The 24,774-nt window shown below is 34.2% G+C and carries 21 protein-coding genes; 6 read left to right on the top strand and 15 right to left on the bottom strand.

The genetic code is table 11. The annotated features are described in order from the left end of the window. Positions 1 to 9 precede the first annotated feature (9 nt). The 9 genes from Q5I06_RS03945 to tig form a co-directional block, all read right to left on the bottom strand. Complete coding sequence (locus Q5I06_RS03945) at positions 10 to 213, bottom strand: twin-arginine translocation signal domain-containing protein (protein ID WP_305516728.1); 204 nt, start codon at positions 211 to 213, stop codon at positions 10 to 12. Positions 214 to 275: 62 nt separating this feature from the next. After that, positions 276 to 902, bottom strand: coding sequence for a molecular chaperone TorD family protein (locus tag Q5I06_RS03940; RefSeq protein ID WP_305516727.1), 627 nt, complete (start codon positions 900 to 902; stop codon positions 276 to 278). Continuing rightward, a complete protein-coding gene (locus Q5I06_RS03935) occupies positions 899 to 2,503 on the bottom strand; it encodes a 4Fe-4S binding protein (RefSeq protein WP_305516726.1) in 1,605 nt (534 codons plus the stop codon). Before Q5I06_RS03935 ends, Q5I06_RS03940 begins: the two co-directional genes overlap by 4 nt. A 137-nt stretch (positions 2,504 to 2,640) precedes the next feature. Continuing rightward, entirely contained in the window at positions 2,641 to 4,692 is a 2,052-nt protein-coding gene (locus Q5I06_RS03930; protein ID WP_305516725.1) for a heavy metal translocating P-type ATPase, read from the bottom strand. Positions 4,693 to 4,746: 54 nt separating this feature from the next. Beyond that, the gene (locus Q5I06_RS03925) at positions 4,747 to 6,258 is read right to left on the bottom strand and encodes a YifB family Mg chelatase-like AAA ATPase (protein ID WP_305516724.1); all 1,512 of its coding nucleotides are present in this window, start codon (positions 6,256 to 6,258) and stop codon (positions 4,747 to 4,749) included. A gap of 29 nt (positions 6,259 to 6,287) precedes the next feature. Continuing rightward, on the bottom strand, positions 6,288 to 6,803 hold the full coding sequence (gene def / locus Q5I06_RS03920; RefSeq protein ID WP_305516723.1) for a peptide deformylase: 516 nt from the start codon (positions 6,801 to 6,803) through the stop codon (positions 6,288 to 6,290). Next, complete coding sequence (locus Q5I06_RS03915) at positions 6,803 to 7,873, bottom strand: GGDEF domain-containing protein (RefSeq protein ID WP_305516722.1); 1,071 nt, start codon at positions 7,871 to 7,873, stop codon at positions 6,803 to 6,805. The genes def and Q5I06_RS03915 overlap by 1 nt, the downstream gene beginning before the upstream one ends. Before the next feature lie 11 nt (positions 7,874 to 7,884). Then, a complete protein-coding gene (clpP, locus tag Q5I06_RS03910; RefSeq protein ID WP_305516721.1) occupies positions 7,885 to 8,472 on the bottom strand; it encodes an ATP-dependent Clp endopeptidase proteolytic subunit ClpP in 588 nt (195 codons plus the stop codon). Beyond that, positions 8,472 to 9,833, bottom strand: coding sequence for a trigger factor (gene tig, locus Q5I06_RS03905; RefSeq protein ID WP_305516720.1), 1,362 nt, complete (start codon positions 9,831 to 9,833; stop codon positions 8,472 to 8,474). Before tig ends, clpP begins: the two co-directional genes overlap by 1 nt. Before the next feature lie 82 nt (positions 9,834 to 9,915). Here tig and fliI point away from each other — a divergent pair, with 82 nt between their 5' ends. From fliI to Q5I06_RS03890, 3 genes are all read left to right on the top strand, one after another. Next, positions 9,916 to 11,217 carry a flagellar protein export ATPase FliI gene (gene fliI / locus Q5I06_RS03900; protein WP_305516719.1) on the top strand — a complete coding sequence of 434 codons (1,302 nt, stop codon included), beginning with the start codon at positions 9,916 to 9,918 and terminating at the stop codon, positions 11,215 to 11,217. 131 nt (positions 11,218 to 11,348) lie between these two features. Then, positions 11,349 to 12,518, top strand: coding sequence for a NifS family cysteine desulfurase (locus tag Q5I06_RS03895; RefSeq protein ID WP_305516718.1), 1,170 nt, complete (start codon positions 11,349 to 11,351; stop codon positions 12,516 to 12,518). Positions 12,519 to 12,552: 34 nt separating this feature from the next. After that, a complete protein-coding gene (locus Q5I06_RS03890) occupies positions 12,553 to 13,533 on the top strand; it encodes an iron-sulfur cluster assembly scaffold protein (RefSeq protein WP_305516717.1) in 981 nt (326 codons plus the stop codon). A gap of 15 nt (positions 13,534 to 13,548) precedes the next feature. Here Q5I06_RS03890 and Q5I06_RS03885 read toward each other — a convergent pair whose 3' ends face one another. Then, positions 13,549 to 14,391 carry a hypothetical protein gene (locus Q5I06_RS03885; RefSeq protein WP_305516716.1) on the bottom strand — a complete coding sequence of 281 codons (843 nt, stop codon included), beginning with the start codon at positions 14,389 to 14,391 and terminating at the stop codon, positions 13,549 to 13,551. Positions 14,392 to 14,522: 131 nt separating this feature from the next. On the opposite strand from Q5I06_RS03885, the gene phoA reads away from it, so the two are divergent. Continuing rightward, positions 14,523 to 15,914, top strand: coding sequence for an alkaline phosphatase (phoA, locus tag Q5I06_RS03880; RefSeq protein WP_305516715.1), 1,392 nt, complete (start codon positions 14,523 to 14,525; stop codon positions 15,912 to 15,914). A 44-nt stretch (positions 15,915 to 15,958) separates the two neighbouring features. Here the strand turns inward: phoA and Q5I06_RS03875 are convergent, their stop codons facing one another. From Q5I06_RS03875 to pyrG, 3 genes are read right to left on the bottom strand one after another with little or no spacing between them, the layout of a single operon-like run. Then, the gene (locus Q5I06_RS03875) at positions 15,959 to 16,858 is read right to left on the bottom strand and encodes a pseudouridine synthase family protein (protein ID WP_370690912.1); all 900 of its coding nucleotides are present in this window, start codon (positions 16,856 to 16,858) and stop codon (positions 15,959 to 15,961) included. Further along, complete coding sequence (recJ, locus tag Q5I06_RS03870) at positions 16,846 to 18,417, bottom strand: single-stranded-DNA-specific exonuclease RecJ (protein WP_305516713.1); 1,572 nt, start codon at positions 18,415 to 18,417, stop codon at positions 16,846 to 16,848. Before recJ ends, Q5I06_RS03875 begins: the two co-directional genes overlap by 13 nt. Beyond that, positions 18,414 to 20,045, bottom strand: a complete 1,632-nt coding sequence (gene pyrG, locus Q5I06_RS03865; protein ID WP_370690916.1) for a glutamine hydrolyzing CTP synthase — start codon at positions 20,043 to 20,045, stop codon at positions 18,414 to 18,416. The genes recJ and pyrG overlap by 4 nt, the downstream gene beginning before the upstream one ends. 130 nt (positions 20,046 to 20,175) lie before the next feature. On the opposite strand from pyrG, the gene Q5I06_RS03860 reads away from it, so the two are divergent. Together Q5I06_RS03860 and Q5I06_RS03855 are read left to right on the top strand one after the other, a co-directional pair. After that, complete coding sequence (locus tag Q5I06_RS03860; protein ID WP_305516711.1) at positions 20,176 to 21,390, top strand: M48 family metallopeptidase; 1,215 nt, start codon at positions 20,176 to 20,178, stop codon at positions 21,388 to 21,390. 1 nt (position 21,391) lies between these two features. Continuing rightward, a complete protein-coding gene (locus Q5I06_RS03855; protein ID WP_305516710.1) occupies positions 21,392 to 22,243 on the top strand; it encodes a N5-glutamine methyltransferase family protein in 852 nt (283 codons plus the stop codon). A 344-nt stretch (positions 22,244 to 22,587) separates the two neighbouring features. Here Q5I06_RS03855 and murI read toward each other — a convergent pair whose 3' ends face one another. Further along, complete coding sequence (gene murI / locus Q5I06_RS03850; protein WP_305516762.1) at positions 22,588 to 23,355, bottom strand: glutamate racemase; 768 nt, start codon at positions 23,353 to 23,355, stop codon at positions 22,588 to 22,590. Positions 23,356 to 23,362: 7 nt separating this feature from the next. After that, positions 23,363 to 24,676 (bottom strand): transcription termination factor Rho, encoded by a 1,314-nt coding sequence (gene rho, locus Q5I06_RS03845; protein ID WP_305516709.1) that lies wholly within the window; start codon positions 24,674 to 24,676, stop codon positions 23,363 to 23,365. Positions 24,677 to 24,774: the final 98 nt, after the last annotated feature.

The following is a 24,774-nucleotide window of genomic DNA, read 5'->3' as shown; positions in this document are numbered from 1 at the left end:
CCTTTTTGTTTATTTGGCCACTGAATAATATGTTTTCCAGTATTTTGTATTCCCTTGATAGAGGATTTCTTCTTTGTTGGATTTGCCCACTATAACTCCACTTTGTTTGACTTCATTGTTACTACAACTATTGATTACTAGTCCCCCTACAGCAGCTATTGCACCAACCTTTGTAGTATTTTTTAGAAATTTCCGCCGAGAATTTTCTTTCATTTTGCCTCCTTGAAAGTTTTTGGGATAACCCCATAAAAATGCCATTTAGCACTTTTATGCGATTATTCCAGCCATATCTTTTTTTCTAGTTCTAAGAACTCTACAAAGATATTATTGATATGCCCATATAGCATACAATCTTTGCGTTTTGAAATGCCTTGTGTGATGGGCTGCATCATAGGGGCTATACATTTATTAAAAAGTTTATTGGCATTATCATCTTTATTTTGAAGCAAATGTTCCATTGTAAGTAAAAGAACACCTAGATTTTCTTCAGTTTCTTTTAAAAATGTGGAGTTTAGATAAAAGCTTGATGATTTGAGAATATCTTTTGCCATTGAGAGACTTTTGCCCCCAATACAACCTTCTAGGTAATATGAAAGATAGAGATAGACAGGAGAGAGTGGTTGTGCTGAGCGATTATTTGGCACAAAGGGAAGCGAAAATAATGCTGTGAATTCTTGAATAAAAGCACCGATTCCATTTGTATTTAATTCTTTTTCGATTATCCTAAAATCCTCTACATTGCCATCAGTAAAAGCGAAATCTTTGAGAATCTTGATTTGTTTTTTTAAAATCTCAGCGCGATTTTTTAAAAGCTCAAATAAAAATAGACCCGTAAAAAAATCATAATATAATATTCTCGCTTGGATGATTTCTTCCCCAATGTTTTTTTTGTGTTCCATCATATAAATGCCTCAAAATTTTTTTCAAACATTACTTTTACCTTGCAATCAGGGCAACATTCTAAGGATCTGATTTTTGCCTCATCATTCTGGAATACAGGAAGCATAATAGACTTTATTTTTTGAATAGATTTTGTTGTGGCAAAAGGTTTATTACACTCTATACATTCAAACATTTTATCTTGAGCTAATGTTTTGTTTTCAAACCAGCTTGGGTTGAGCGAAATACCAGATAGTTCTAAAGATATTGCATTTTCAGGGCAGGAATCCACGCAATATCCACAAGATGTGCAACTAGATGGGTTGAATTGTAAGGAAAAGTTTGAAGCATTAGCACTTAAACTTCTGACATTACAAGCTCCCACACAACTCATGCATAATGTGCAGGCATCTTGATTTAGTATTATTTCTCCATATGTGCTTGTTTTGGTATTTTTGATTTTTCCATAATCATTGTTTTTTATTAAAAACATCAAACGTTGTGCAAAAATATTTCTCAAAGGTTCTCTCTGGTTTTGGGCATAGGTGTAAAATAGTTCGTTATTGGGCTTAATGGTATTACATAGATGAATTAGAGATTTTGTTTCTTTGACGATATGAACGGTCTGTAAGGAAGCAATAGAGTTATAGATATTATTGATTAGCTTAGCACTTTCAATCAAGTTTTCAGAAGGATTTTTTGTAAAAATGATGATTTGCGAACCACTCTCTTGAATTAAGGTCATCAGATACATTTCATTTAAAAAATTCACTTGGGGGAGTAGCAATGGAACACAATTGCAAAAATCAAAATTTTTTAAAGTTGTAAAAGTTTCAAAATCCATCACAACAGGAGTTTTATTTTTATAAAGCTTAGCGATTTCAAATAAAGCTTCTTTATCATATCCATCTCGTTCTAGTGCACCACTTGGGCAGACGCTTACACAGTTTCCACAACCAATGCAATCAATTTTGGAAAAAACAAGTTCCATTAATGAATCATCTTTTCCAACTCCAAATGTTGGGCAGATATCGGCACATTTATGACAATACCCTTGTTGATGTTTGTTTGGTCTGCGATGGAGATATTGACAATAATCAGGGTTGTAATTGATTTTTTTTTCATATCTATATTCCCCTATACGGGAATCTAAAGCTTGTAAGAGCTCAAGAGCATCATTATAATCATTTGCTTTTTCTATACCCATAAAGCGAGTGAGATAATCATCTTCATAAAAAATAACTGCCTGTGAAAATTCAACTTTTCCAATCTGTGGTTCTAGTGTGCTTTCTGTATTGGAAATTTTGATTTTGGCTTCAAATTCACCTAGATTTCCTGAAATTGAAATAATATCTTTTGCATTTAAAAGACCGACCTGATAAGGGATTTTTGGATAGGATTTAACGGTATCTAAAAATTTTTTAGCTTCCTTTCCTTCACCTATTAGAAGCAAGGTGGGTTGAACTTGCACGGAATAATAATTTAAAAAATCTGAATAGTCTTTTGAAGTTTCAATACTTTGAGAAATAATAGATTTCGCGTCATAATCAAACATAAAATCATCTAAAAAGACTTCACTATGGAGTGTTGAATTACCGAGATCTTTTTGTATATTCTCAGGCATTGGGTTTTCCTATGGTTGTAGTTTGTTATTAAGATTCTAGTTTAAAACCTTAAAAAGTAGGCTTAATGAGTAGTTATTTTTGAGATTTTTTATAGAAATTGGTAATTTGGTAATAAAAATTCTTATAAGATTATTTGTCAAATACGCATTGTTCGCATGGCATTAGCTAGTGCAATAAGAGCTACCCCCACATCTCCAAAAACTGCTTCCCATAAGGTTGCAATTCCAAATAAACCCAGTATAATGAAAATTGTTTTGATCACAAGTGCAAAGACAATATTCTGCCAAATAATTATCTTTGTTTTTTTTGCAATCTTGAAGGCTTTGGAAATACTAAGAATAGAATTATTTGTGATGATGATATCGGCACTTTCTTTGCTTAAATCACTTGCTCCACCCATACTAATACCAACATCAGCAATCGCTAGTGTTGGAGCATCATTAATCCCATCGCCTATAAAGGCACTTTTAAAATTTGTGGAAGTTTTAAGTTCTTCAAATATTTTTGCCTTATCCTCAGGTAAAAGATTTGCAAAATACTTACATCCAATAGCATTGGCTACCTTTTGGGTAGCATAGGCATTGTCTCCACTTAAAATAGTGATATTTTCTATCCCCAAAGATTTAAGCTCTTTAATTCCTGCAATCGCATCTGTTTTTAATTCATCAGATATGATGATATATCCGATATATTCTCCATTTTTTGCTATGTGAGCAACCGTACCTTCAACACTGCAATTATCATGAGGGATGTTATATTTGTGTAGAATCTTATCATTTCCTGCGAGTATTAGATTTGAATTGCAAACCACCCTGATCCCATATCCACTGATTTCTTCAAATTCCTCAATTTGATGTGTATGATTTTCATCATTGTAAGCTTGTTTGATAGAGATGGCAATAGGGTGGTTGGAGAGATTTTGAGCACAAGATGCGTATCTGAGGACATCATTTTTGCTATAGCCATTATAAGCAACTACTTCGGTAACTTTGAATACACCTTTTGTAAGTGTTCCTGTTTTGTCAAAGGCTATATTTTTCACTAGACTTAATGTTTCAAGATCATTAGCTCCTTTGATTAAAATACCATTTTTACTTGCTGCCCCAATCCCTCCGAAATAGCCCAAAGGGATAGATATTACAAGTGCACAAGGACAACTTACCATCAAGGCTACTAATCCTCTATATATCCAATCTTGAAAGCTTCCTAATCCCATTATTGGCGGAACAAAAGCTACACATAAAGCGATAAAAAATACAATAGGTGTGTAGTATCTAGCAAAAACAGTGATGAATTTTTCGGTTTTTGATTTTCTGCTAGCGGCATTTTGAACCAATTCGATGATTTTAGCAACAGAAGAATCTTCATATAGTTTATCAACTTGTATTTCTATGGAACCTTCTAGATTGATACTGCCCCCAAGTACTTTTTCCCCACTTCTCACACTAATAGGCACAGACTCGCCTGTAAGTGCTTTTTGATCTATACTGCTTTCACCTTTGATAACTGTGCCATCAGTGGGGATTTTTTCACCAGGTTTGATAATGATGACATCGCCTATGCACAATTTTTGCGGAATAACTTGGATGATTTGGTTATTTTTTTTCACATACGCGATATTTGGAGCAAGATCAAGTAGGGATTTTATAGAAGATTTGGACTTAGATACGGCTAAATCTTGTAAAAATTCTCCTGTTGCAAAAAACAACATGACAGATACAGCTTCTTGATATGCACCGATAAAAAAAGCAGCAATGGTGGCAGTGAGCATCAACACATTTTCATCAAAAAATTGTTTCTTTTTAAAATTTTCATAAGCACCGATAAATACGCTTTTCCCCGATATGAGATAAACCAATCCTAGTAAAATATAGCTGATGACATTGATCCATTGGGTTTCAAAAAAGTGTAATAACAATAGAGAAATAAAAAAAATCCCGATCAACCCGGCAATGATTTCCCACCGAGGTTTTTCTTCGTTATTCTCAAAATCCTCATTAACGCTAACTTTAGGCTCTATTTTTTTGATAATTTCGCGAAGTTTTTCAATATTCATATTAGGAGCATAAAGAGTGTTGGTCGCAAAAGAAACTGTGCATTCAGAAAAACCATCAATTTCACGAAGTTTGTTTTCTAGTTTATTTGCACAATCTGCACAGTCTAAATTTTGAATGTTATACTTCTGCATTTTTTACTCTCTTAATAATAACGATTATTATAATAATATATTATAAAAACAAGCTTATATTCTACGATAACTCAAAGCTTCTAGTAAATGTGGTTTCTCAATGTGATCGCTTCCCTCTAAATCAGCAATAGTGCGTGAAATTTTTTTGATTTTATGAATAGAACGTTCAGAGAGTGAAAATCTATTGATGGCTTGATCTAGTAGATTTCTAGTATCTTCGTCTAAGACACAAAACCTATCAATTTCTTTTTCATTGAGCTTTCCATTTAGGTGCGTCTGCCCTCTTAAGATTTGCATTTTGAATGCCTTGAAGACTTCTTCTTGCATTTGTTTTGAGCTGATGCTTGATTTTGAATTTTCTTTGGTTTCGCTCATTTGCACAAACAGATCAATTCTATCCATAAAAGGTTCGCTGAGTTTATTTTTATAGGTTTTGATTTCTTTATCTTGACAACGGCAAGTTTTTGTTAGGCTCAAAAGATTTCCACAAGGGCAAGGATTTTGTGCTCCTATAAACAAAAATGAAGTATCATATTCTATTTTGCTTTGCACTCTAGAAACTACAAGCTGATTGTTTTCTAATGGCTCACGCAAAGATTCTAAGATCTCTTTTTTAAAAAGGGGTAATTCATCAAAAAATAAAATCCCATTATGAGCTAAGGCGATTTCTCCAGGCTTGGGTTCATTTTGTGTAGCAGAGCCTAAAATACTTGATTTTGAGGCACTTTGATGAGGGTTTCTAAAACTTCTAAGAGGTGTATAAAAGGCTGAATGATTTCCAAGTGTTTGGATTTTTACAGTTTCTATCATTTCTTTGAGGGTTAGGGGCGGTAAGATGTACTTAAGACGTTTGGCAATCATGCTTTTGCCACATCCAGGACTTCCCTCAAGAATAAGATTGTGAAATCCACTAGCAGCAATCAAAGCAGCACGTTTGGCAATATCTTGACCTTTGACTTCAGAAAAATCAAGTTCAAATTCATTGTGATAATAATATGTTTCATCATTGATTTTAAAAGAAGGAAATTTTAATTCTTCTGCGTAAGTTTCAGGAGTAGGAGATTCTTGTTTGATAAATTCTAAAGCTTCATTAATATCATCAGCATAAAAAAAGTTTAGGTTAGGAATAGGACTAAAAAGTTTTTTCCCTCCTTTGGGGACAATAACATTTGCTTGAGGGCACAGTAATGCTATATCTAGTAGCAAGGGGTAGATATTGTCATTATGCCGTATTTTACCATCAAGTCCTAATTCCCCGAATGCAAACCATTTTTGAGGAGTAAAATTTTCTTTTTGCAATACAATCAAAAGTGCAATAGGCAAATCAAAATGACTACCGCTTTTTGGAAGATCTGATGGAGAGAGATTGACGACGATTTTCAGGGGTGGAAAAGTGAAGTTATTGTTTTGGAGTGCAGAATGTATTCTTTGTTTTGCTTCTTGTATGGAGTTATTTGCAAGTCCTGATATAATAAATGCTGGTAATGCACGAGCGAAGGTAACTTCAACCTCGACAATTTTGGCAGAAGTCCCTGATCTTGTCGCACAAAATATCTTATTTACCATTTCTCAAAACATCTCCTAAGTTTTAAATTCTATTGTTTTTGGGCTTTTTTGAGCTCTTTTTCAAATTTTTTACGTTTTAAAATCGGAAGTTTATCTACAAATAAAACACCATTTAAATGATCCATTTCGTGCTGGATAGCAATAGCTAAAAATCCAGTTGCTTGAAGAATTTTTTTCTCTCCAAAGCGATCATAATAAGCAAGTGTGATTTCTTCAAACCTATCGACTTCTTCATAAAATTCAGGCACAGATAAACAACCCTCATTCCACTTCGTGCTACCTTCTTTTTTTAAGAAAACAGGATTGATGATTTCTAGCAAATCTTCTTTATATTGTTGATTATCTTCTTCTCTTGGAATATTTATTAACAGCACACGTTGATCAACTCCTACCTGAATAGCAGCGATTCCAACCCCCTGTTTTTCATGCATTGTTTCATACATATTATCTAAAAGCGTATGCAAGGCATCATCAAAATTTTGGACATCTTTTGAGATTTTTCTAAGTGTCCTGTTGGGATATTTTAAAATCTCTAAAACAGCCATTACGATTGGTCTTGGGGGTAAATATTGAGTTCCAAATTTTCTTCAAGTGCTGTTTTTAATGCCGAAAGTGCTGCTTCTAAGGAATCTTCAGCATTTCTTTCTGGAACTATTTTTGCGATACCTACTGAAACATTAAGTGAAATATCTCGCTCCCCTAAAAATATATTGGTAGTTTTGACAGAATGAATAAATCTTTCAGCGGCTTTTGTTGCACTAGGTATATCTGAATATTTGAGTCCAATTCCAAAAACTCCATCTCCTAAATACCCTATAATATCGCTTCTTCTGGAGGTTTTTAACAAAAGCTTAGCAATACTTTTTAGCAAAATCATTAGTGTTGATTTATCTTGAATGCTTTCTTGAATATCTTTGGTTAATTGCATAGTAAGAATGCTTGATGAATGGGTGAATTCCTCCATCAATTTATTTTCTTTTTCTATCAGACTCATAAAATAACGTTTATTGTAGATTCCAAAACGAGAATCATAGATAGTATTTTTATTGATATCAGAGATAACTTTAGCAGTCTTTTGATAGAGCTCTTTAATTTGGTTGAGCTGGGTTGATGTAACATCATTGACCTTATCAATATCTTTTAAAAATACAGAAATTGCATTGGAAAGAACAATCTTGTTATCAATTTTTTCCATACTTTTCATGTGTTTTTCTGTAACGGTTTGCACAAGTTGCAAATTTTTGTAAAGCACAGCAATAAAATCTAGGATTTGTTTGATATTTTTAAAACCTTCTTTGACGCTTTTTTCAAAAGCTACAGCTCTGTCTTCTCCCATAGATTGAAGGTCCATGACGCTTTGGATTTTTTGTTTAAATGAAGTTTCCTCTTTTTCAAGAAGTCTTTCAAAATAAAGTTGATAGTTTGCAGGAAAGGCAGGAAGACCTTCTTCTTCAAGTTGTTTGACTGTATTTTGTGCGACCACACTAACTTTCCCTGCTACTTGATCTTCTAAAACAAATTCATCATTTTTTTCAGGATCTGGTAGATCTGGATCTAGTTTTCCAAAAAATATATTACTGCCAAAATCAGATATTTCTTCTTCTTTGTTTGCCATTTCGTGCCTCTTTATTTTAAGCTTTTTTCAAGTATTTTATCAATGATACCATAATCTTTAGCTTCTTTTGCACTCATAAAAAAATCTCTTTCTGTATCTTGAGATATTTTTTTGAGGGTTTGCGAAGTATTTTTTGCCATAATAGAATTTAGAATGCTTTTTAGGCGAAGAATCTCTTTGGCTTGAATTTCGATATCTGTTGCCTGTCCTTGAGCACCTCCTAATGGTTGGTGAATCATAATTCTTGAATTTGGAAGAGAATATCTTTTGCCCTTGCTTCCGCAACTGAGCAAAAATGCACCAGCTGAAGCTGCTTGTCCGATACAAATAGTGCAAATATCAGGTCTGATGTAGTTCATCGTGTCATAAATACTGAAAGCACTTGTAATGACACCACCAGGAGAATTGATATAAAGATTGATATCTTTTTCAGGATCTTCAGCTTCTAAAAATAACAACTGAGCAACTATGGAGGAGGCAACAGAATCGTTTATTTCCCCACTTAAAAGAATAATACGATCTTTGAGCAACCTAGAATAAATATCATAACTTCGTTCGCCCCTTCCAGTCTTTTCTATTACATAGGGAATATAGTTCATTATTTTTCCTCAGTTTTTGATTTCTTAAGAAGCTTTTCTTCTTTTGGCTTTTCTGATTTTGTATTTTTACCAAGTTTTTTGTCCAATAAATGTACAAGAATCTTGTCTTCTATCATCGCCATTTTTAAGGCGGGGAAAAGGTTGTTTTTCTTGTAATACTCTATCATATCTTTTGGGTTTTGTCCGCTCATCATTGATTCATAATAGACAGTTTGGAGAACTTCATTGTCTTCTACAGATATATTTTCTTGTTTGGAGAGAAGATCTACAATGAAAGTTATTTTAACGCTTTTTTGTGCTTCTTCTTTGAAGCTATTACGTTTTTCTTGAGCTTTTTTTGGATCAGATTTTAAACTTTCTAGTTCTTTTGGGTCAAGTATATTTAAAGAATTTCTAAAAAGTAAATCCATTTCTTGTTCTACAATAAGATCAGGAAGATCAAAATCAATACCTTTATTGAGATTTTCAATCAATTTTTCTTTCAATTCTTCATTGTATAGTTTTGTTTTGCTTTCGAGTTCAAGTTGCTCTCTTATCTTTTCTTTCAAGATCACTAAAGAAGGTTCTTTTTCTTCAGGCAGTAAAGATTTGGCAAGTTCATCATCAATTTTTGGTTGATCTTTGACTTGGATTTTGTTTAGTTTGACTTTAAAGACAGCTGCTTTTCCTGCGAGATTTGGAGCTTGATAATTTTCTGGAAAACTCACATCAATATCTTTCTCTTCCCCTACTTTGAGTCCAACAAGTGCATCTTCAAAACCGGGTATAAATTGACCGCTTCCAATATTTAAGTCAAATCCCTTAGCTTCCCCTCCTTCAAACGCTTTATCATCTATAAAACCCTTGAAATCTATGTTTGCTGTATCTCCCTTATCTAGTTTTTTATCTTTCTTTGCTTCAATCAAGGGAGCTTTATTTTTCGCAATATCATTGAGTCTATCCTCGATTTGTTTATTTGTAATTTGCTTTAGTTTTACATCTGGAACATAGGAATCGATGTTGTCTAGCTTGAAATCTGGCTTCAAACTTATCTTGATTGTAGTAGAAATAAAGGTGTCTTTTTTATCGAATTCTGTAATAATAGGATCCCCGATAACATCTTTGGCATCAATTTGCAATTCTTTGAGCCCAAGTTGGAGCATTTCCTCTACAGCTTCTTTTTGCGCATCTTGTTCGATATTTTCTTTGTATCTAGATTTTACGACATTTAAAGGAACTTTTCCTTTTCTAAAACCATCCATTTTGACGGTTTTACTTATTTTTGTAGCTATTTTGTTGAGCTTTTTTTCTAGGTCTTCAAGAAGGATTTCTCCACTCACTGACGCATTCGCACTATTGATTTTTTTTGTCTGTAAATTCATAGAATTCCTTAGCAATATTAAAGTATAATTTCGTATTCTAACAAAAAAATCTTTAATAAAAGCAAAATCATAAGGTTACCTAATGTCGCTTAAAGAGCTTAAGGTCAAACTACAACAAAATATCAATCTTTCTCCTCAATATGGGACAATAAAGAAAATTTCTTCAAGTATTGTATATGCCGATGGCATTACTCCTTCAGTTGGGGATATTGTCAGAATCAAACGAGCTGATGATTTTGAATCTTTGGGAATGGTTACTGTGAGTGAAGATGATAAATTTGCATTCACTCCTTTCTCTTTTATAGAAGGGTATAAAACTGGAGATAAGGTTTTATTGGAAAAAAGTGGTTTGATGTTTCCTGTGGGCGAGGGAGTTTTGGGGAGAGTCCTTGATCCATTAGGAAATCCTATGGATGATAAGGGGGCTTTAGAGAATATCTCTTTTGCCCCTACTATTACCCCACCTATTAGAGCGATGAAAAGAGGGATTATAAATGAAGTTTTTAGCGTGGGAGTAAAAAGCATCGATGGACTTCTGACTTGTGGCAAGGGTCAAAAAATGGGTATTTTTGCTGGAAGTGGGGTGGGTAAATCTACTCTGATGGGAATGATTGTTAAAGGATGTTCAGCACCTATTAAGGTTATTGCACTCATTGGTGAACGTGGTAGAGAAGTTCCTGAGTTTATTCAAAAAAATCTCAATGGAGATTTGAGCAACACTGTTTTGATCGTTGCAACTAGTGATGATTCTGCATTAATGAGAAAATATGGCGCATTTTCAGCTATGGCAGTGGCAGAGTATTTTAAGAATGAAGGTAAAGATGTGTTGTTTATGATGGATTCTGTAACGCGTTTTGCAATGGCACAAAGAGAAATCGGCTTAGCGCAAGGAGAGCCACCTACTAGCAAAGGTTACCCTCCATCAGTGCTTTCTTTGTTGCCCCAACTAATGGAGAGGGCAGGAAAAGAAGATGGCAAAGGATCAATTACAGCCTTTTTTACTGTTTTGGTTGAAGGAGATGATCTCTCAGATCCTATTGCCGATCAAACCCGCAGTATTCTTGATGGACATATTGTTCTTAATCGTGAAATGACTGATTATGGAGTTTTTCCACCTGTTGGCATACTTAATTCTGCTTCTAGGCTAAGCAATGAAATCGTTTCTCCTGAACACAAAGAAGCAGCAAGAAAATTTCGAAGACTTTATGCTTTACTCAAGGAAAATGAAATATTGATACGGATTGGTTCTTATCAAAAAGGAAACGATAGTGAGCTTGATGAAGCAATCGATAAAAAATCCGCTATGGAGGACTTTCTTAAACAAAATGAGAGCGAAAAAATTCCTTATAAAGAGAGTGTGGAAAGATTAATAAATATGATGTAAAATTACCTCTCATTTTTAAAATTTAAACATTTTGTAAGTTTTTTATTGTAGATTTCGCTTGACAAAACACTATTAATTACATCCATAAAAATTTAGTTTTGTCGATCGAAAATGTCTTATTAGGAGAAGAAATGCAAAAGCGAATATATTTAGACAACAATGCAACAACTATGGTTGATCCAAAAGTAAAGGAATTGATGGAACCATTTTTTTGTGAGCATTATGGAAATCCAAATTCATTACACAAATTTGGTACAGAAATCCACCCTGCTATAAGTGATGCCTTCAATAAACTTTATGAGGGAATCAATGCACAAAATGAAGACGATGTTATCATTACTTCTTGTGCGACCGAAAGCAACAATTGGGTTTTGAAGGGCGTATATTTTGACAAAATTTATACAGGAGAAAAAAATCATATCATCACTACAGAGGTTGAGCATCCTGCCGTTGGTGCAACTTGTAGATTTTTGGAAACTTTGGGTGTGAAAGTCACCTATCTTCCCATCAACAAAGAAGGGACTATTTCTGCCCAACAGGTAAGAGAAGCTATTACTCCAAAAACTGCTTTGGTTAGCATTATGTGGGCAAATAATGAAACAGGGCTGATTTTTCCTATTGAAGAGATTGGTGCTATTTGCAAAGAAGCTGGAATTCTGTTTCACACCGATGCTGTACAAGCAATCGGTAAGATTCCTGTGGATGTAGTGAAAGCAAATGTAGATTTTTTATCTTTCTCTGCACATAAATTTCATGGACCTAAAGGTATAGGAGCATTATATATTAGAAAAGGTGTAGAGCTAACGCCATTATTGCATGGGGGAGAACATATGCGTGGACGGCGTAGCGGGACACTCAATGTTCCCTACATTATAGGGATGGGCGAGGCAATGAAATTAGCTTCGCAAGGATTAGACTATGAATACAAGGTTGTAGCAAAGTTGCGCGATAAGCTAGAAGATGCGTTGCTAAAAATTGATGATGTGTTTGTCATTGGAGATAGAGCACATAGAGTTCCAAACACTACGCTTATAAGCGTGAGAGGTATCGAGGGAGAAGCGATGCTTTGGGATTTGAATAAATCAGGCATTGCAGCTTCAACAGGCAGTGCTTGTGCGAGTGAAGATCTTGAAGCTAATCCTGTGATGGTTGCTATAGGTGCGGATAAGGAACTTGCTCATACTGCAATAAGACTTTCTTTAAGTCGTTTTAATACCGAAGAAGAGATTGATTACACGATTGATGTATTCAAAAAGGCGATTGAACGTTTGAGGAATATTTCTAGCTCTTATAGGGCTTAGTTTAATAATTAATGTATATAAATAAGGAAGAAAAATGGCAAAGAATGATTTAATAGGAGGCGCCCTTTGGGATGCTTATTCAAAAAAAGTTAGTGATAGAATGGATAACCCTACACATTTAGGGGTTCTTACGGAGGAAGATGCAAAAGCTAAAGATGCTAAGCTTATTGTAGCTGACTATGGTGCTGAAGCTTGTGGTGATGCTGTGAGATTGTATTGGTTAGTAGACAAAAATGATGTGATTATCAGTGCTAAATTCAAAAGTTTTGGTTGTGGAACGGCTATTGCGAGTTCAGATATGATGTCAGAGCTTTGCTTGGGAAAGACTGTTCAAGAGGCTGTGAAGATTACAAATCTTGATGTTGAACACGCACTCAGAGATGATCCTGATACCCCTGCTGTGCCGGGTCAAAAAATGCATTGTTCGGTGATGGCATATGATGTTATTAAAAAAGCAGCAGGAATTTATCTAGGCAAGAATGCAGAAGATTTCGAAGAAGAAATTATTGTATGCGAATGTGCTAGAGTGAGTCTTAGCACGATCAGAGAAGTTATCAAAATCAATGATCTCAAAACAGTAGAAGAAATTACAAACTATACTAAAGCAGGTGCTTTTTGTAAGAGCTGTATTAAGCCTGGAGGTCATGAAGAGAGGAAATATCACCTTGTAGATATTTTAGAGGATGTTCGATCGGAGATGGAAGCTCAAAAACTCAAAGAAAATGCAGCAAAATCTGCTAATGGTCAGTTATCTTTCAAAGAAATGACAATGGTGCAAAAAGTTCGAGCAGTAGAAAAAACCATTGATGACACGATTAGGCCTATGTTGATGATGGATGGAGGAGATATGGAAATCATTGATATTAAAGATACTAGCGATGATCATATTGATGTTTATATTCGCTATATGGGAGCTTGTAATGGGTGTGCAAGTGCATCTACAGGAACGCTTTTTGCCATAGAGGATGTTTTGCAACAAAATCTTGATAAAAATATTCGTGTGATGCCTATTTAATTTAATAAAAACGTTCTACTTGAACGTTTTTATTTTGATGAATTTTCCTTTTTGCACATCAAAAATTTTTCCATTATTCAAATTTATTCTATAAATCTCTCTTAATACATTTCCTAAAAAACCTAATTCAACAATTGAGATCGTGTCAATTTTTGTGATAATGGGCGTTTCAAATTCTTTATTTAAACTTCTTTGTAATTCTTTCATAGAATCAGAAAGGGTTTTATTTAGTGGAGTTTGGGAATATGAAAGTGTCATATGTGGTCTATAATATTCTTCTTTTTTCCCATTTTTGATTCTATTGAGAGAATTTGAACCCAACTCTAAGATTTGTGATTTGTTATCTGCTGAAAGATCTTCGTAGATATATCCGCTCAAACGAGGCAGAGGAGAAGATCTTAATGGAGCTATATTTTGAGTTACTTTGAAATTGTATTCAGAAATTATTTTGTAATCTAGGTTTTTGCCTACATTGATTTCAAGCCACCAAGGAAAACTTGCATTTGGACTTGCCTTGATAAAGCCATAGTGTTCTAAAGACAATGTGAATGGTTTGGGTGGCTTTGGGAGGGATTTTAAGATATTGTATGGAGTGTTGGGATCTGGATTATGGATGTGTATTACACTGATGTGCGGAATATTGTGGTATAAAGTTTCTTTTATGAGATTGTTTTGTAATAAAGCCTCCTGAATCTTTCCGCCAGAAATTTCTAATATTTTTGATACCGTTTCTTTTGGTACTAGAAACACTACCCCGTAAGTTCTTTGATGTTCGGAAATTTTTTTATCCACAGCTTTATTCTCAAGTGCTGTAGAGACATGAAAACAGAGTAAAACAAACAAAAGTATTTTTTTCATATGAAGCCTTTAATATTGAATTTGCATCAAGGATTGTAAGAATTGTAGATTTCAGATTGATTTCATTGTTGTTATCAAAAAGTTATTTCAAGTTTTTAATATCTCATCAAAATTTAAAACAAGGGAGAAATATGAAAAATATATTTTTAATCATAAGCGTGATTCTTTTTGGTTTTGTTTGCTTTGCTGCTGAAGCACCTTCTTACAACAGACACGCAAAAGGAGATATTACAAAATTTGGAGGTGCAAGAAGGATTACAGGAGATCAGACGCAGATACTAAAAACTTACATTTCAAATAGACCAGTTAAAAATGTTATTTTGCTAATAGGTGATGGTATGGGAGATTCAGAAATCACTATTGCTAGAAATTATTACAAAGGAGCAGGAGGCTTTTTGGATGGGATTGATGCCTTTCCTTTTAGTGGGCAATACACTCATTATTCTTTGGATAAAAAAACCCATAAGCCAAATTATGTTACTGATTCTGCCGCTTCAGCCACCGCTTGGAGCACAGGGGTAAAAACATATAATGGTGCATTGGGGATTGATGTGTATGGAAAACCACATAAGAGTTTAATAGAATTGGCAAAATCTTTAAATAAGGCTACTGGAAACATCACTACTGCAGAAATACAAGACGCCACTCCTGCTGCACAGATGTCGCATATTTCTTCGCGTAAATGTTACGGGGTAGTAGAAACTAGAAGTATTTGTCCAGAATATTCTAGCGAAAATAATGGAGCAGGTTCAATTACTGAGCAGATATTAAAAACTCGTCCAGATATTGTTATGGGCGGAGGTCTTCAAACTTTTTTTCAGAAAGATATTCAAAACAAAACGTTGATGCAGGAAGCCTTGGATCAAAACTACCAAGTGGTCAAAAATCTCAAAGAGCTTGAAAAGATCAAGGTTGCCAATGATAAAAAGCCACTTTTAGGTTTGTTTGCACAGGGGAATATGCCCACTTTATATACAGGTCCTAAAGCGATTTATCACGGAAATATTGATGAGCCACCTATCAGATGCCAGATCAATCCTGATAGAAAAGACTCTATACCCACTCTAGCACAGATGACACAAAAAGCTATTGAACTTTTATCTAAAAATAAAAATGGATTTTTTCTACAGATTGAGGGAGCGAGTATTGACAAACAAAATCACCTTGCAAATCCATGTGGTCAAATAGGCGAGAGCATTGACTTGGATGAGGCAGTTCAGGTTGCACTAAAATTTGCTCGTGAAAATCCTGATACTTTAGTAATACTAACAGCTGACCATGGTCATTCATCTCAAATTATAAGCAATGATGCTAAAGCACCTGGTTTGACTAGATCGCTTATTACCGAAGATGGCTCTATAATGACTGTTAGTTATGGAAATTCTGAAACACAATCGCAAGGGCATACGGGCACACAATTAAGGATCGCAGCATTTGGACCAATGGCATTAAATTTCACAGGGCTTTTAGATCAAACTGATCTATTTTTTATCATCAGCGATGCACTTGGATTGAATAAATAAATCAAGACCGATTTTATATAAACCCAACTATGAGGGAGGGGTGATTAAGATTGGATTTTGCTATTTTGGCAGTTAGTGGCATGAAAATTCATGCAGCTTGTGATGTGATAAAAAATATTTTTATACTCAAAACTCAGGTTTTGTGCGTGTAACATTAGCCGATGAGAGGGGGTGGAAAATTTCTTATCCAAGTAATTTCTAGCATTTTGATTATCTACCCCATAAAGAGGCTCACCCATAATTTTATGACCAATTTCTGAAAGATGCAAACGTATTTGATGGGTTCTGCCAGTGATTGGAATAATCTTCAATAGAGTGAGGTTTTTTTGTTCGTCATAATATATGGGAAATATTTTTGTGATAGAGGGTTTTCCATTTTTAGAAATTTGGCACTTGATGCCAAGATCTGTGAATTTACTTTGTTTGGTAGGGACGAAAATGGGTAAGTCTATGGTTTGAGGAAATTCTATTTCGCCTTCTACAAATGCAAGGTAGGTTTTAGAAATTTTTTTAGTTTCAAAAAGGCTTTTTAGCTCTGGTTCAAATTTTTTATTTTTGCTCACCATGATTAATCCACTTGTTTCATAATCAAGTCTGTGAACAGGGTTAGCTTCCTTGCCAAAACGGACTTTGATGTCATCACATAAGCTCAAATGTTCAAAATATCCCTTAGGATGCACTAAAAGATTTGGCGGCTTGTCATAGATAGCAAAATATGGAGTGATGAAAATAGGTTCTATATTTAAAGAGCTAGGTTGAAAATAGGTTAGAGACACTTTTCCAATAATGGTTTGTGATTTATGAATAGGGATATTATTTTGTTTAAGTCTATTTTTGTCAAGATGTTTTTGAGCTTGTTTTTGGGAACATCCTAAAGTATTCATAATAAATAGAAAAGCTTTTTGTGAATTTGGTAAATTGAAGGTTTTGGTTATAAATGGCATTTTTGAATAGTTTTTAATATCATCATCGCTTCATTGCTGAAATTGTCTTTTTGTAAGCTAAAACTAATATTTACATATTCGTTTGGGGAATAAAACTTCTCTGTAAAAAAAATTATTGCTTTTTTTGTAGTCGTATTTGAAGCTAACTCAAAGCTTTGATGCAATGATTTAATAGTTTTGCTTGAAGAAATTTTGAGGTTTTCGCAAATAAAATTAGGAGGAGGATTGCCTTGCCCATAAGGTTCGAATTCTTCTAATATTTCAAGAAGTTCATTATCTACATCTTTGATATCAATTACCCCCAATATTTCTGCATTTTCTTCTTCTGCACATTGAGGCATTTTAGATACACTGAGTGCTTGAAAAAATTTTTCAAGATTTTCTTCTTTGATCTTTAGCCCCACTGCTTTGGTATGTCCTCCAAATTCTAGTAAAAAATCACTATGTGCTTGCAGAGCTTCTATGAGATTGATATTTCCATAACTCCTTGCACTTCCTTTTAGAACATCTCCTTTTTTGCTCAAGATAATAGCAGGTCTTTTGTGATTTTTTGCTAGATTTGCCGCTACAATCCCCAAAACTCCCTCATGCCAATTTTCTCCATAAGCGATAATACAGTTATCGCAGATAAGAGAGGTATTTTGAGTATAGGTTAATATTTCTTGAGCGATGGCTTTTCTGTCTTTGTTGAGCTTATTGAGTTCGTAAAATAATTTTTGTGCATTGAATGTATCTTCAGAGAGAAGAAAATCTGCAGCTATTTTCCCATCACCCATTCTTCCTGCGCTATTTATTAAAGGAGCGATATAAAATGATATATCTTGTGAAGTTATAGGGCTTTTTTTTGGAAGGGTTTTTAGTAGAATATTGCAAGGAGAATGAGAATTTTGAAATTTTTTTAGACCAACTCTTACAAGAAGTTTATTGATCTGAAATAATGGCATCATATCAGCGATAGTCGCAATAGCTACTAAATCGAGCAGATCTGCAAGTGGAATATTTGTTCCCATTTCTAGTTTGATAGCATTACATAAATACCAACTCACAGCTGCTCCACAAATTTCTTTTTGAGGAAATAAGCAGTCTTTTTGTTGAGGATTGATAATTGCATTTGCTTGAGGAAGTTTTTCTTTTATGATATGATGATCTGTAATGATAAGGGTAATACCCATTTTTGCACAATATTCCCCACAATCAAATGCACTTATTCCATTATCGACAGTGATAATTATATCCGCGGGATTTTTCTCAATGATGGATTTATTGATTCCATAGCCATCGCTGAAACGATTAGGGATGACATAATTCACATTTTTATATCCAATCATTTTAAAAAATTTCATCATTATCACGCTTGAGGTAATTCCATCTACATCATAATCCCCAACAATAAGGATTTTTTGGTTTCTTTTTATTCCTTCTGCGATAAGTTTGGCGGCGTGTTCGCAATGTTTGAGTTTTCCAGGATGGGGGAGTTGTTTAACAGATATGTAAGAATCATCTTTGAATCTGCATTCCAAGAGATTTCTTATTTTCTGTTTGTTGAGCACAGAAGTCATTTTTCTTTAGACTCCAAGCTTTTTTTGACAAACTCTAATATAATTGGATTGGGGCTTTGAAGCCTTGAGGTGAATTCTGGGTGAAATTGCACTCCTACAAAAAAAGGATGGTTTTTGATTTCTACAGCTTCAATAAGTCCATTAGAAGATTCTCCATTTACAATCATTCCATTTTCTTCCAAAGAGGATCTATATTTTGGATTTGCCTCATAACGGTGACGATGTCTTTCTTTGATGGTTAGATTATTGTTGTACGCTTTTGCAAGTTGGCTATCTTTTTTGATCTTGCATTCATATTCTCCAAGTCTCATTGTTCCACCCATAGGCGATTGATGAGTGCGAATTTGTTCATTTCCTTGTTGGTCAATAAAATCTTCAATCAAATAAATCAAAGGATTTTTTGTTTCTGGATCAAATTCAGTTGAGTTAGCGTCTTTGATATTCAAAATATTTCTGGCAAATTCAACAATACATAGCTGCATTCCTAGACAAATTCCCAAAAAAGGAATTTTATTTTCTCGAGCGTATTTTATAGCTTGTATTTTGCCTTCTATCCCCCTTTCTCCAAAACCACCTGGAATAAGTATTCCATCGACATCTTCAAGATCGTAGAGAGTATTGTTATCTAAATTTTCGCTATCTATCCATTTGATATTCACACGTGTATCTGTATTCGCTCCAGCGTGGGTGAGGGCTTCAGTGAGTGACTTGTAAGATTCTTTTAGGCTTAAATATTTGCCTACAAACCCTATTGTGATAGAGTTTTTTGGAGAAATGATTTTCTTTACTAGCATATCCCATTCATCCATTTTTGGTTTGAGTTCATCGATCTTAAAGCGTCTAGCGATAGGTGTTAGAATACCTTCTTTTAAAAAGTTAATCGGACATTTATAGATGCTTTCCGCATCTTCTGCAACGATCACGCTATCATCATCGACATCACAACTTAAAGCCAATTTTTTCTTTAATTCCTTGCTTAGAGGCTTTTCGCAACGAGCCAAAACAATTTGTGGAGAAATTCCGATACGACGAAGCTCTTGTACAGAGTGTTGTGTAGGCTTGGTCTTTAGTTCTCCAATAGCTCTTATTAGTGGAATCAATGTTACATGAATGCTAATAACACAATCGCTACCTAGTTCGTGTTTCATCTGTCTCATTGCTTCTAAATATGGCATACCTTCGATGTCTCCAACAGTTCCCCCAAGTTCTACAACCAAGAAATCACTATTTTTTCCGGCATTCTTGATTCTGTGCTTGATTTCATCAACAATATGAGGAACAATCTGAATGGTTTTGCCTAGATATTTGCCTTGTCTTTCATTTTCAATAACAGAAAGATAGATTTGCCCAGTTGTAAAATTGTTTTGTTTAGAAAAATTGGTATTGAGAAATCTTTCATAATGTCCAATATCAAGATCTGTCTCAGCACCATCGAAAGTTACAAATACTTCCCCGTGCTCTAGTGGACTCATCGTTCCAGGATCGACATTGATATAGGGGTCAATTTTTACAATAGAGACATCATATCCTGAATGTTTGAGGAGTGTTGCGATTGAAGAAGATGAAATCCCTTTTCCAAGAGAGCTCAAGACTCCTCCTGTTACAAAGATATATTTAGTTTGTTTCATTTTTTTCATAGCTGACCCTTAGAATTTTTTTTATTATATTAATGAATTAGGGGTTAAAAGTGATTTAATTTCATAAGGATTTATGCTTTTAGTGTAGAATTTTCTAAATCTTACAAAACGAAAGGTTTCTATGCTCTATTTTTTAGGGTTTATTTATATATTTTTCTACACCATTCCAAATATTATTCTGAATTATCTACAGTCAAAACACATAAAGCTTAGTCTTGCAAGGGAGACTGTTATTTTATCTCCTAATGATTGGAAAGATGCAGCCGAATATTCTTTGGAAAAACTTAGAATTTCTAATATCTCTAGCGTTATTGATGCTTTGATGTTTCTGTTATGGATTGGTGTGGGTTTGTATTGGCTTGAAGATGCTTCTAGTAGTTGGGGTCAAAGTCAGAATATAGTCTATTTAATTTATGTTATGGCATTTCTATTGGTTGGCTTTATAGTTTCTTTGCCATTGGGTTATTACACACAGATGGTGTTAGATAAAAAATATGGCTTTAATAAAAGTAGCTTTAGCCTGTATTTGAAAGATTTATTGAAGAGCTTTGTTATGCTTATGCTTTTTGGAGGTATTATTGTATTTTTTATCATAGAGATCATGCAAAATTTTTCTTATTGGTGGCTCTATGGGTTCTTTTTGATTTTTGCGATTGCAATTTTAGCAAATGTTTTATACCCCACGCTTATTGCACCTATTTTTAATAAATTTACACCATTAAATGATGATGTTTTGAGCAAAAAAATAGAATCAATGATGGTAAAAGTAGGCTTTAAAAGTAGTGGTATTTTTGTAATGGATGCAAGCAAACGAGATGGACGTTTGAATGCTTATTTTGGAGGATTGGGAAGATCTAAACGTGTGGTGCTGTTTGATACATTGCTTCAAAAGGTCAGTCAAGATGGGTTACTTGCTATTTTAGGGCATGAACTCGGTCATTTTAAACATAAAGATATTCTTAAAAATATCACTATTATGGGAATCCTTCTGTTTGTGCTGTTTTTTATTGCAGGGAATATCCCCATCTATATTTTTGATAATTCTAATATTGTTCCAAATCCAGGGATTAAAATCGTATTTTTACTTCTTATTGCTCCAATTATTTCTTTTTGGGCGATGCCTATCATTGGCTATTTTAGCAGAAGGGCAGAATATGGTGCAGATGAATATGGGGCAATGCTTACAAGTAAAAGATGTCTTGCTGAGGCATTGATACGATTGGTTAATGAAAATAAATCTTTCCCTTGTTCTCATCCTGCTTATATATTTTTTTATTACACTCATCCACCCTTACTTGAGCGTCTCAAAGCTTTAGATTATCATATGGAGAAATAAATTGAATGTTTTTGAAGCTCTCTCATATGCTAAAAGAGAATTTCTTAACAAAGGGTGTGATGGAAGCACCCGTGTAGGACTTGAGTCAGAGCTACTTCTGAGTTTTGCTATGGACTGCACAAGAGAGTGGTTGCATACTTGGGGGGATAGAGAGATTGAAGCTTGTGAGCTTGATATTTTTATGGATTGTATTTCTCGTAGAAATTCAGGTGAGCCTATTGAATATATTACCCAGAGTGCAAATTTTTATGGACATAGCTTTTATGTAGATAAGAGGGTTTTAATTCCAAGACCTGAGACAGAAATCCTTATAGAAAAAGTTACACCACTGATCATTGAGCATCGTGTTAGAAATATCGCAGAAATCGGGGTTGGAAGCGGTATTATTTCCATTGTTTTAGGAATGCTTTGTTCTGATGTCGATATCGTAGCCACAGATATTTCTCCTCTAGCCATTGAAGTTGCTCAAACCAACATAGATTTTTTTACTAATCGTACAAATAGGCTTGAAGAACGTATAAAGCTTGTTAATACCAGTTTTCTTGATGGAATTGAAGAAGATTTTGAGTTTTTAGTTTCCAATCCTCCTTATATTGCAAAAGATTATCCTTTAGAGAAAAATGTGCTTTATGAGCCAGAAAACGCATTATTTGGAGGGATTGTCGGGGATGAGTTGTTAAAATCTATTATCAAACTCTCCAGAGAGAGAAAAATAAGATTTTTGGCTTGTGAGATGGGCTATAATCAGAAAAATTCTTTACACTCATGTCTTAGAGACCATGGGTATGAACCTATTTTCTATAAAGATTTAAGTGGATTTGATAGAGGTTTTATTGCTGAGCTTAAATCTTAAGCATATATTTATCTCTGCTTGTTTTTAAACAGAATAAAAAACTTTTGATAAATATATTCATCTACCATTTCAATAGGCGTTTTTTTGATTTTGAAAATTAACCAAAGTAGTAATATAACGATAAGATAAATAATCTCTACAAGGAAATATATTGCTATGATTATAATACCTAGATTGTTAAACATGTCATTATCTGGAATTAGCAGAAATCCAACCCCAACAAACATACCTAAAATTAAAATAGATTTAATCATTGTATTATCTTTAAAATAAAATTTTTAAATTTTATCATAAAAATACCAATTATCCGAAGTAAAATGCATAAATTAATATACATTATAAAATTAATAAAGATTTTCAGTTTTATTCAACCATTTTTTTGCAATCAATTGTAATGATGATGGGCTAGATGAGGCGTAGAGTTTTAAGGTCGTTCTTCCTGAAATTGTATTTTTTGGGATTTGGTGATGTTTGTATAGATAATCAGTGATTGCTTCGCCAGAGTGAATAAGAATGCTTTGATGTCCAAAGTACTCATCAATAGATGATGCAATCAATGGAAAGTGTGTACAACCCAATATAATGGCTTTTGGCGGAATCAAAATATTAGAAAAATAATATTTCATCGTAGCGCTTAAAACCTCACCATTTTCTATACCTTCTTCAACTATAGGAACAAAAAGACCGGTAGCAAGTCCTTGCACACAGCTATAACCACTAGTTTTAAGTTTGTCTTGGTATTCTCCAGAGGCAATAGTGGCTTTAGTAGCAATAACTAAAATAGAGGCATCTTTTTGAGTTATTTTATTTTGTAATGCCCAAATACCAGGATCTATAACCCCAACAACAGGCACAGAACTAACATTTTGCATTGCCTCTAGAGCATAAGCACTCACAGTGTTGCAAGCGACAATGAGGATATCTATTTGATGAGAGGAAAAAAAATCAAGAGCTTCAAGAGAAAAATTAACAATTGTCTCTCTATCTTTTACCCCGTAAGGAACTCTAGCAGTATCTCCATAATAAATAATTTCATCGAACATTTTGGCCTCTAATATGCTCTTAAGAACACTTAATCCGCCTACTCCGCTATCAAATATACCTGCTTTCAAAAGAATATCACTCTTTTTCATTCATCATGTTGAGAAATTCTTCATTGTCTTTTGTTTTGTGCATTTTTGAATAGATAAAGGTGAGGGCTTCTATATCATCCATTTGCTGCATTACATTTCTCAACATCCAAATCTTTGTGAGTTTATCTTTGCCTAGTAGAAGTTCGTCTTTTCTTGTACCAGATTTGAGAATATCAAACGCGGGATAAATTCTTCTATCAGCGATATTTCTAGCTAAAACAATCTCGCTATTGCCTGTACCCTTGAATTCTTCGAAAATAACTTCATCCATTCTCGAACCTGTTTCTATGAGTGCGGTTGCAATAATTGTGAGGCTTCCACCTTGTTCAATATTTCTGGCTGCTCCAAAAAATCTCTTTGGTTTATGCAAGGCATTGGCATCTACGCCTCCACTAAGTACTTTTCCACTAGAGGGAGTGACCGCATTATAAGCTCTAGCCAAACGAGTGATAGAATCCAATAAAATGACCACATCTTTCCCCATTTCAATTCTACGTTTGGCTCTTTCTAGTGCAAGTTCGGCAACTCGAATATGATTATTTGAGGGTAAATCAAAAGTCGAACTGAATACTTGCCCTTTCACACTTCTTTGCATATCTGTGACTTCTTCTGGACGCTCATCAACGAGCAAAACAATCAGTTCTATCTCTGGATGATTGTAAGTGATACCGTGTGCAAGTTCTTTCATTAGTTCAGTTTTCCCTGTTCGTGGAGGAGCAACGATGAGAGCTCTTTGCCCTTTTCCAATAGGGCTAAAAAGATCTAACATTCTGCCAGTGACTTTGATGGGTTCATACTCTAACTTGATTTGTTCTGTTGGAAAAAGAGGTGTGAGGTTGTCAAATAGAGGGCGATTTTTTATTTCTTCTAAAGATAAATAATTGATAGCTTCTATTTTGAGCAACGCATAATATCTCTCTTGATCTTTTGGAGAACGTACCTGACCAGTTACAATATCTCCATTTCTAAGTGCAAAGCGTCTGATTTGGGATTGGCTTACATAAGTATCGTTTTGACTGTCTGTAAAATTTTCATCAATACCCCTTAGAAATCCATAACCTTCGTTGGTTGTTTCTAAAATCCCTGTGAAAAGTATATATCCGCCTTGCCTGACTTGGGTTTTTAGTATTTCAAACATCAAATCTTGACGTTTGTATTCTTGAGGGTTTTCTATTTCAAGTTTATTAGCTATATCAATGAGAGTTTCCATAGGCTTGGTGCGAAGCTCTTCTATTCTATAGCCATCTACTGGGGTGTGAGTTCGATTTTTAGAAGTGTTGGAGTTTTGTTCTGTGGTCATTTATTTCCTTGAAAGTTTCCTTTAATCAAATGCGTAGCAATTAGATTTAGGATGTTTGAAGTTGTATGATGCAAGATCTGTATTTTATACAAACCTTG

This window comes from Helicobacter cappadocius, assembly GCF_030688855.1.
GTDB classification, from domain to species: Bacteria; Campylobacterota; Campylobacteria; order Campylobacterales; family Helicobacteraceae; genus Helicobacter_J; species Helicobacter_J cappadocius.
The sequence above is the reverse complement of the archived record's forward strand: the minus strand, read 5'-3'. Positions and strand labels throughout refer to the sequence as shown.

Coding starts and splice junctions, on each gene's coding strand:
- Q5I06_RS03945 (WP_305516728.1), bottom strand. CDS start 213: ATGAAAGAAAATTCTCGGCGGAAATTTCTAAAAAATACTACAAAGGTT.
- Q5I06_RS03940 (WP_305516727.1), bottom strand. CDS start 902: ATGATGGAACACAAAAAAAACATTGGGGAAGAAATCATCCAAGCGAGA.
- Q5I06_RS03935 (WP_305516726.1), bottom strand. CDS start 2,503: ATGCCTGAGAATATACAAAAAGATCTCGGTAATTCAACACTCCATAGT.
- Q5I06_RS03930 (WP_305516725.1), bottom strand. CDS start 4,692: ATGCAGAAGTATAACATTCAAAATTTAGACTGTGCAGATTGTGCAAAT.
- Q5I06_RS03925 (WP_305516724.1), bottom strand. CDS start 6,258: ATGGTAAATAAGATATTTTGTGCGACAAGATCAGGGACTTCTGCCAAA.
- def (WP_305516723.1), bottom strand. CDS start 6,803: ATGGCTGTTTTAGAGATTTTAAAATATCCCAACAGGACACTTAGAAAA.
- Q5I06_RS03915 (WP_305516722.1), bottom strand. CDS start 7,873: ATGGCAAACAAAGAAGAAGAAATATCTGATTTTGGCAGTAATATATTT.
- clpP (WP_305516721.1), bottom strand. CDS start 8,472: ATGAACTATATTCCCTATGTAATAGAAAAGACTGGAAGGGGCGAACGA.
- tig (WP_305516720.1), bottom strand. CDS start 9,833: ATGAATTTACAGACAAAAAAAATCAATAGTGCGAATGCGTCAGTGAGT.
- fliI (WP_305516719.1), top strand. CDS start 9,916: ATGTCGCTTAAAGAGCTTAAGGTCAAACTACAACAAAATATCAATCTT.
- Q5I06_RS03895 (WP_305516718.1), top strand. CDS start 11,349: ATGCAAAAGCGAATATATTTAGACAACAATGCAACAACTATGGTTGAT.
- Q5I06_RS03890 (WP_305516717.1), top strand. CDS start 12,553: ATGGCAAAGAATGATTTAATAGGAGGCGCCCTTTGGGATGCTTATTCA.
- Q5I06_RS03885 (WP_305516716.1), bottom strand. CDS start 14,391: ATGAAAAAAATACTTTTGTTTGTTTTACTCTGTTTTCATGTCTCTACA.
- phoA (WP_305516715.1), top strand. CDS start 14,523: ATGAAAAATATATTTTTAATCATAAGCGTGATTCTTTTTGGTTTTGTT.
- Q5I06_RS03875 (WP_370690912.1), bottom strand. CDS start 16,858: ATGCCATTTATAACCAAAACCTTCAATTTACCAAATTCACAAAAAGCT.
- recJ (WP_305516713.1), bottom strand. CDS start 18,417: ATGACTTCTGTGCTCAACAAACAGAAAATAAGAAATCTCTTGGAATGC.
- pyrG (WP_370690916.1), bottom strand. CDS start 20,045: ATGAAACAAACTAAATATATCTTTGTAACAGGAGGAGTCTTGAGCTCT.
- Q5I06_RS03860 (WP_305516711.1), top strand. CDS start 20,176: ATGCTCTATTTTTTAGGGTTTATTTATATATTTTTCTACACCATTCCA.
- rho (WP_305516709.1), bottom strand. CDS start 24,676: ATGACCACAGAACAAAACTCCAACACTTCTAAAAATCGAACTCACACC.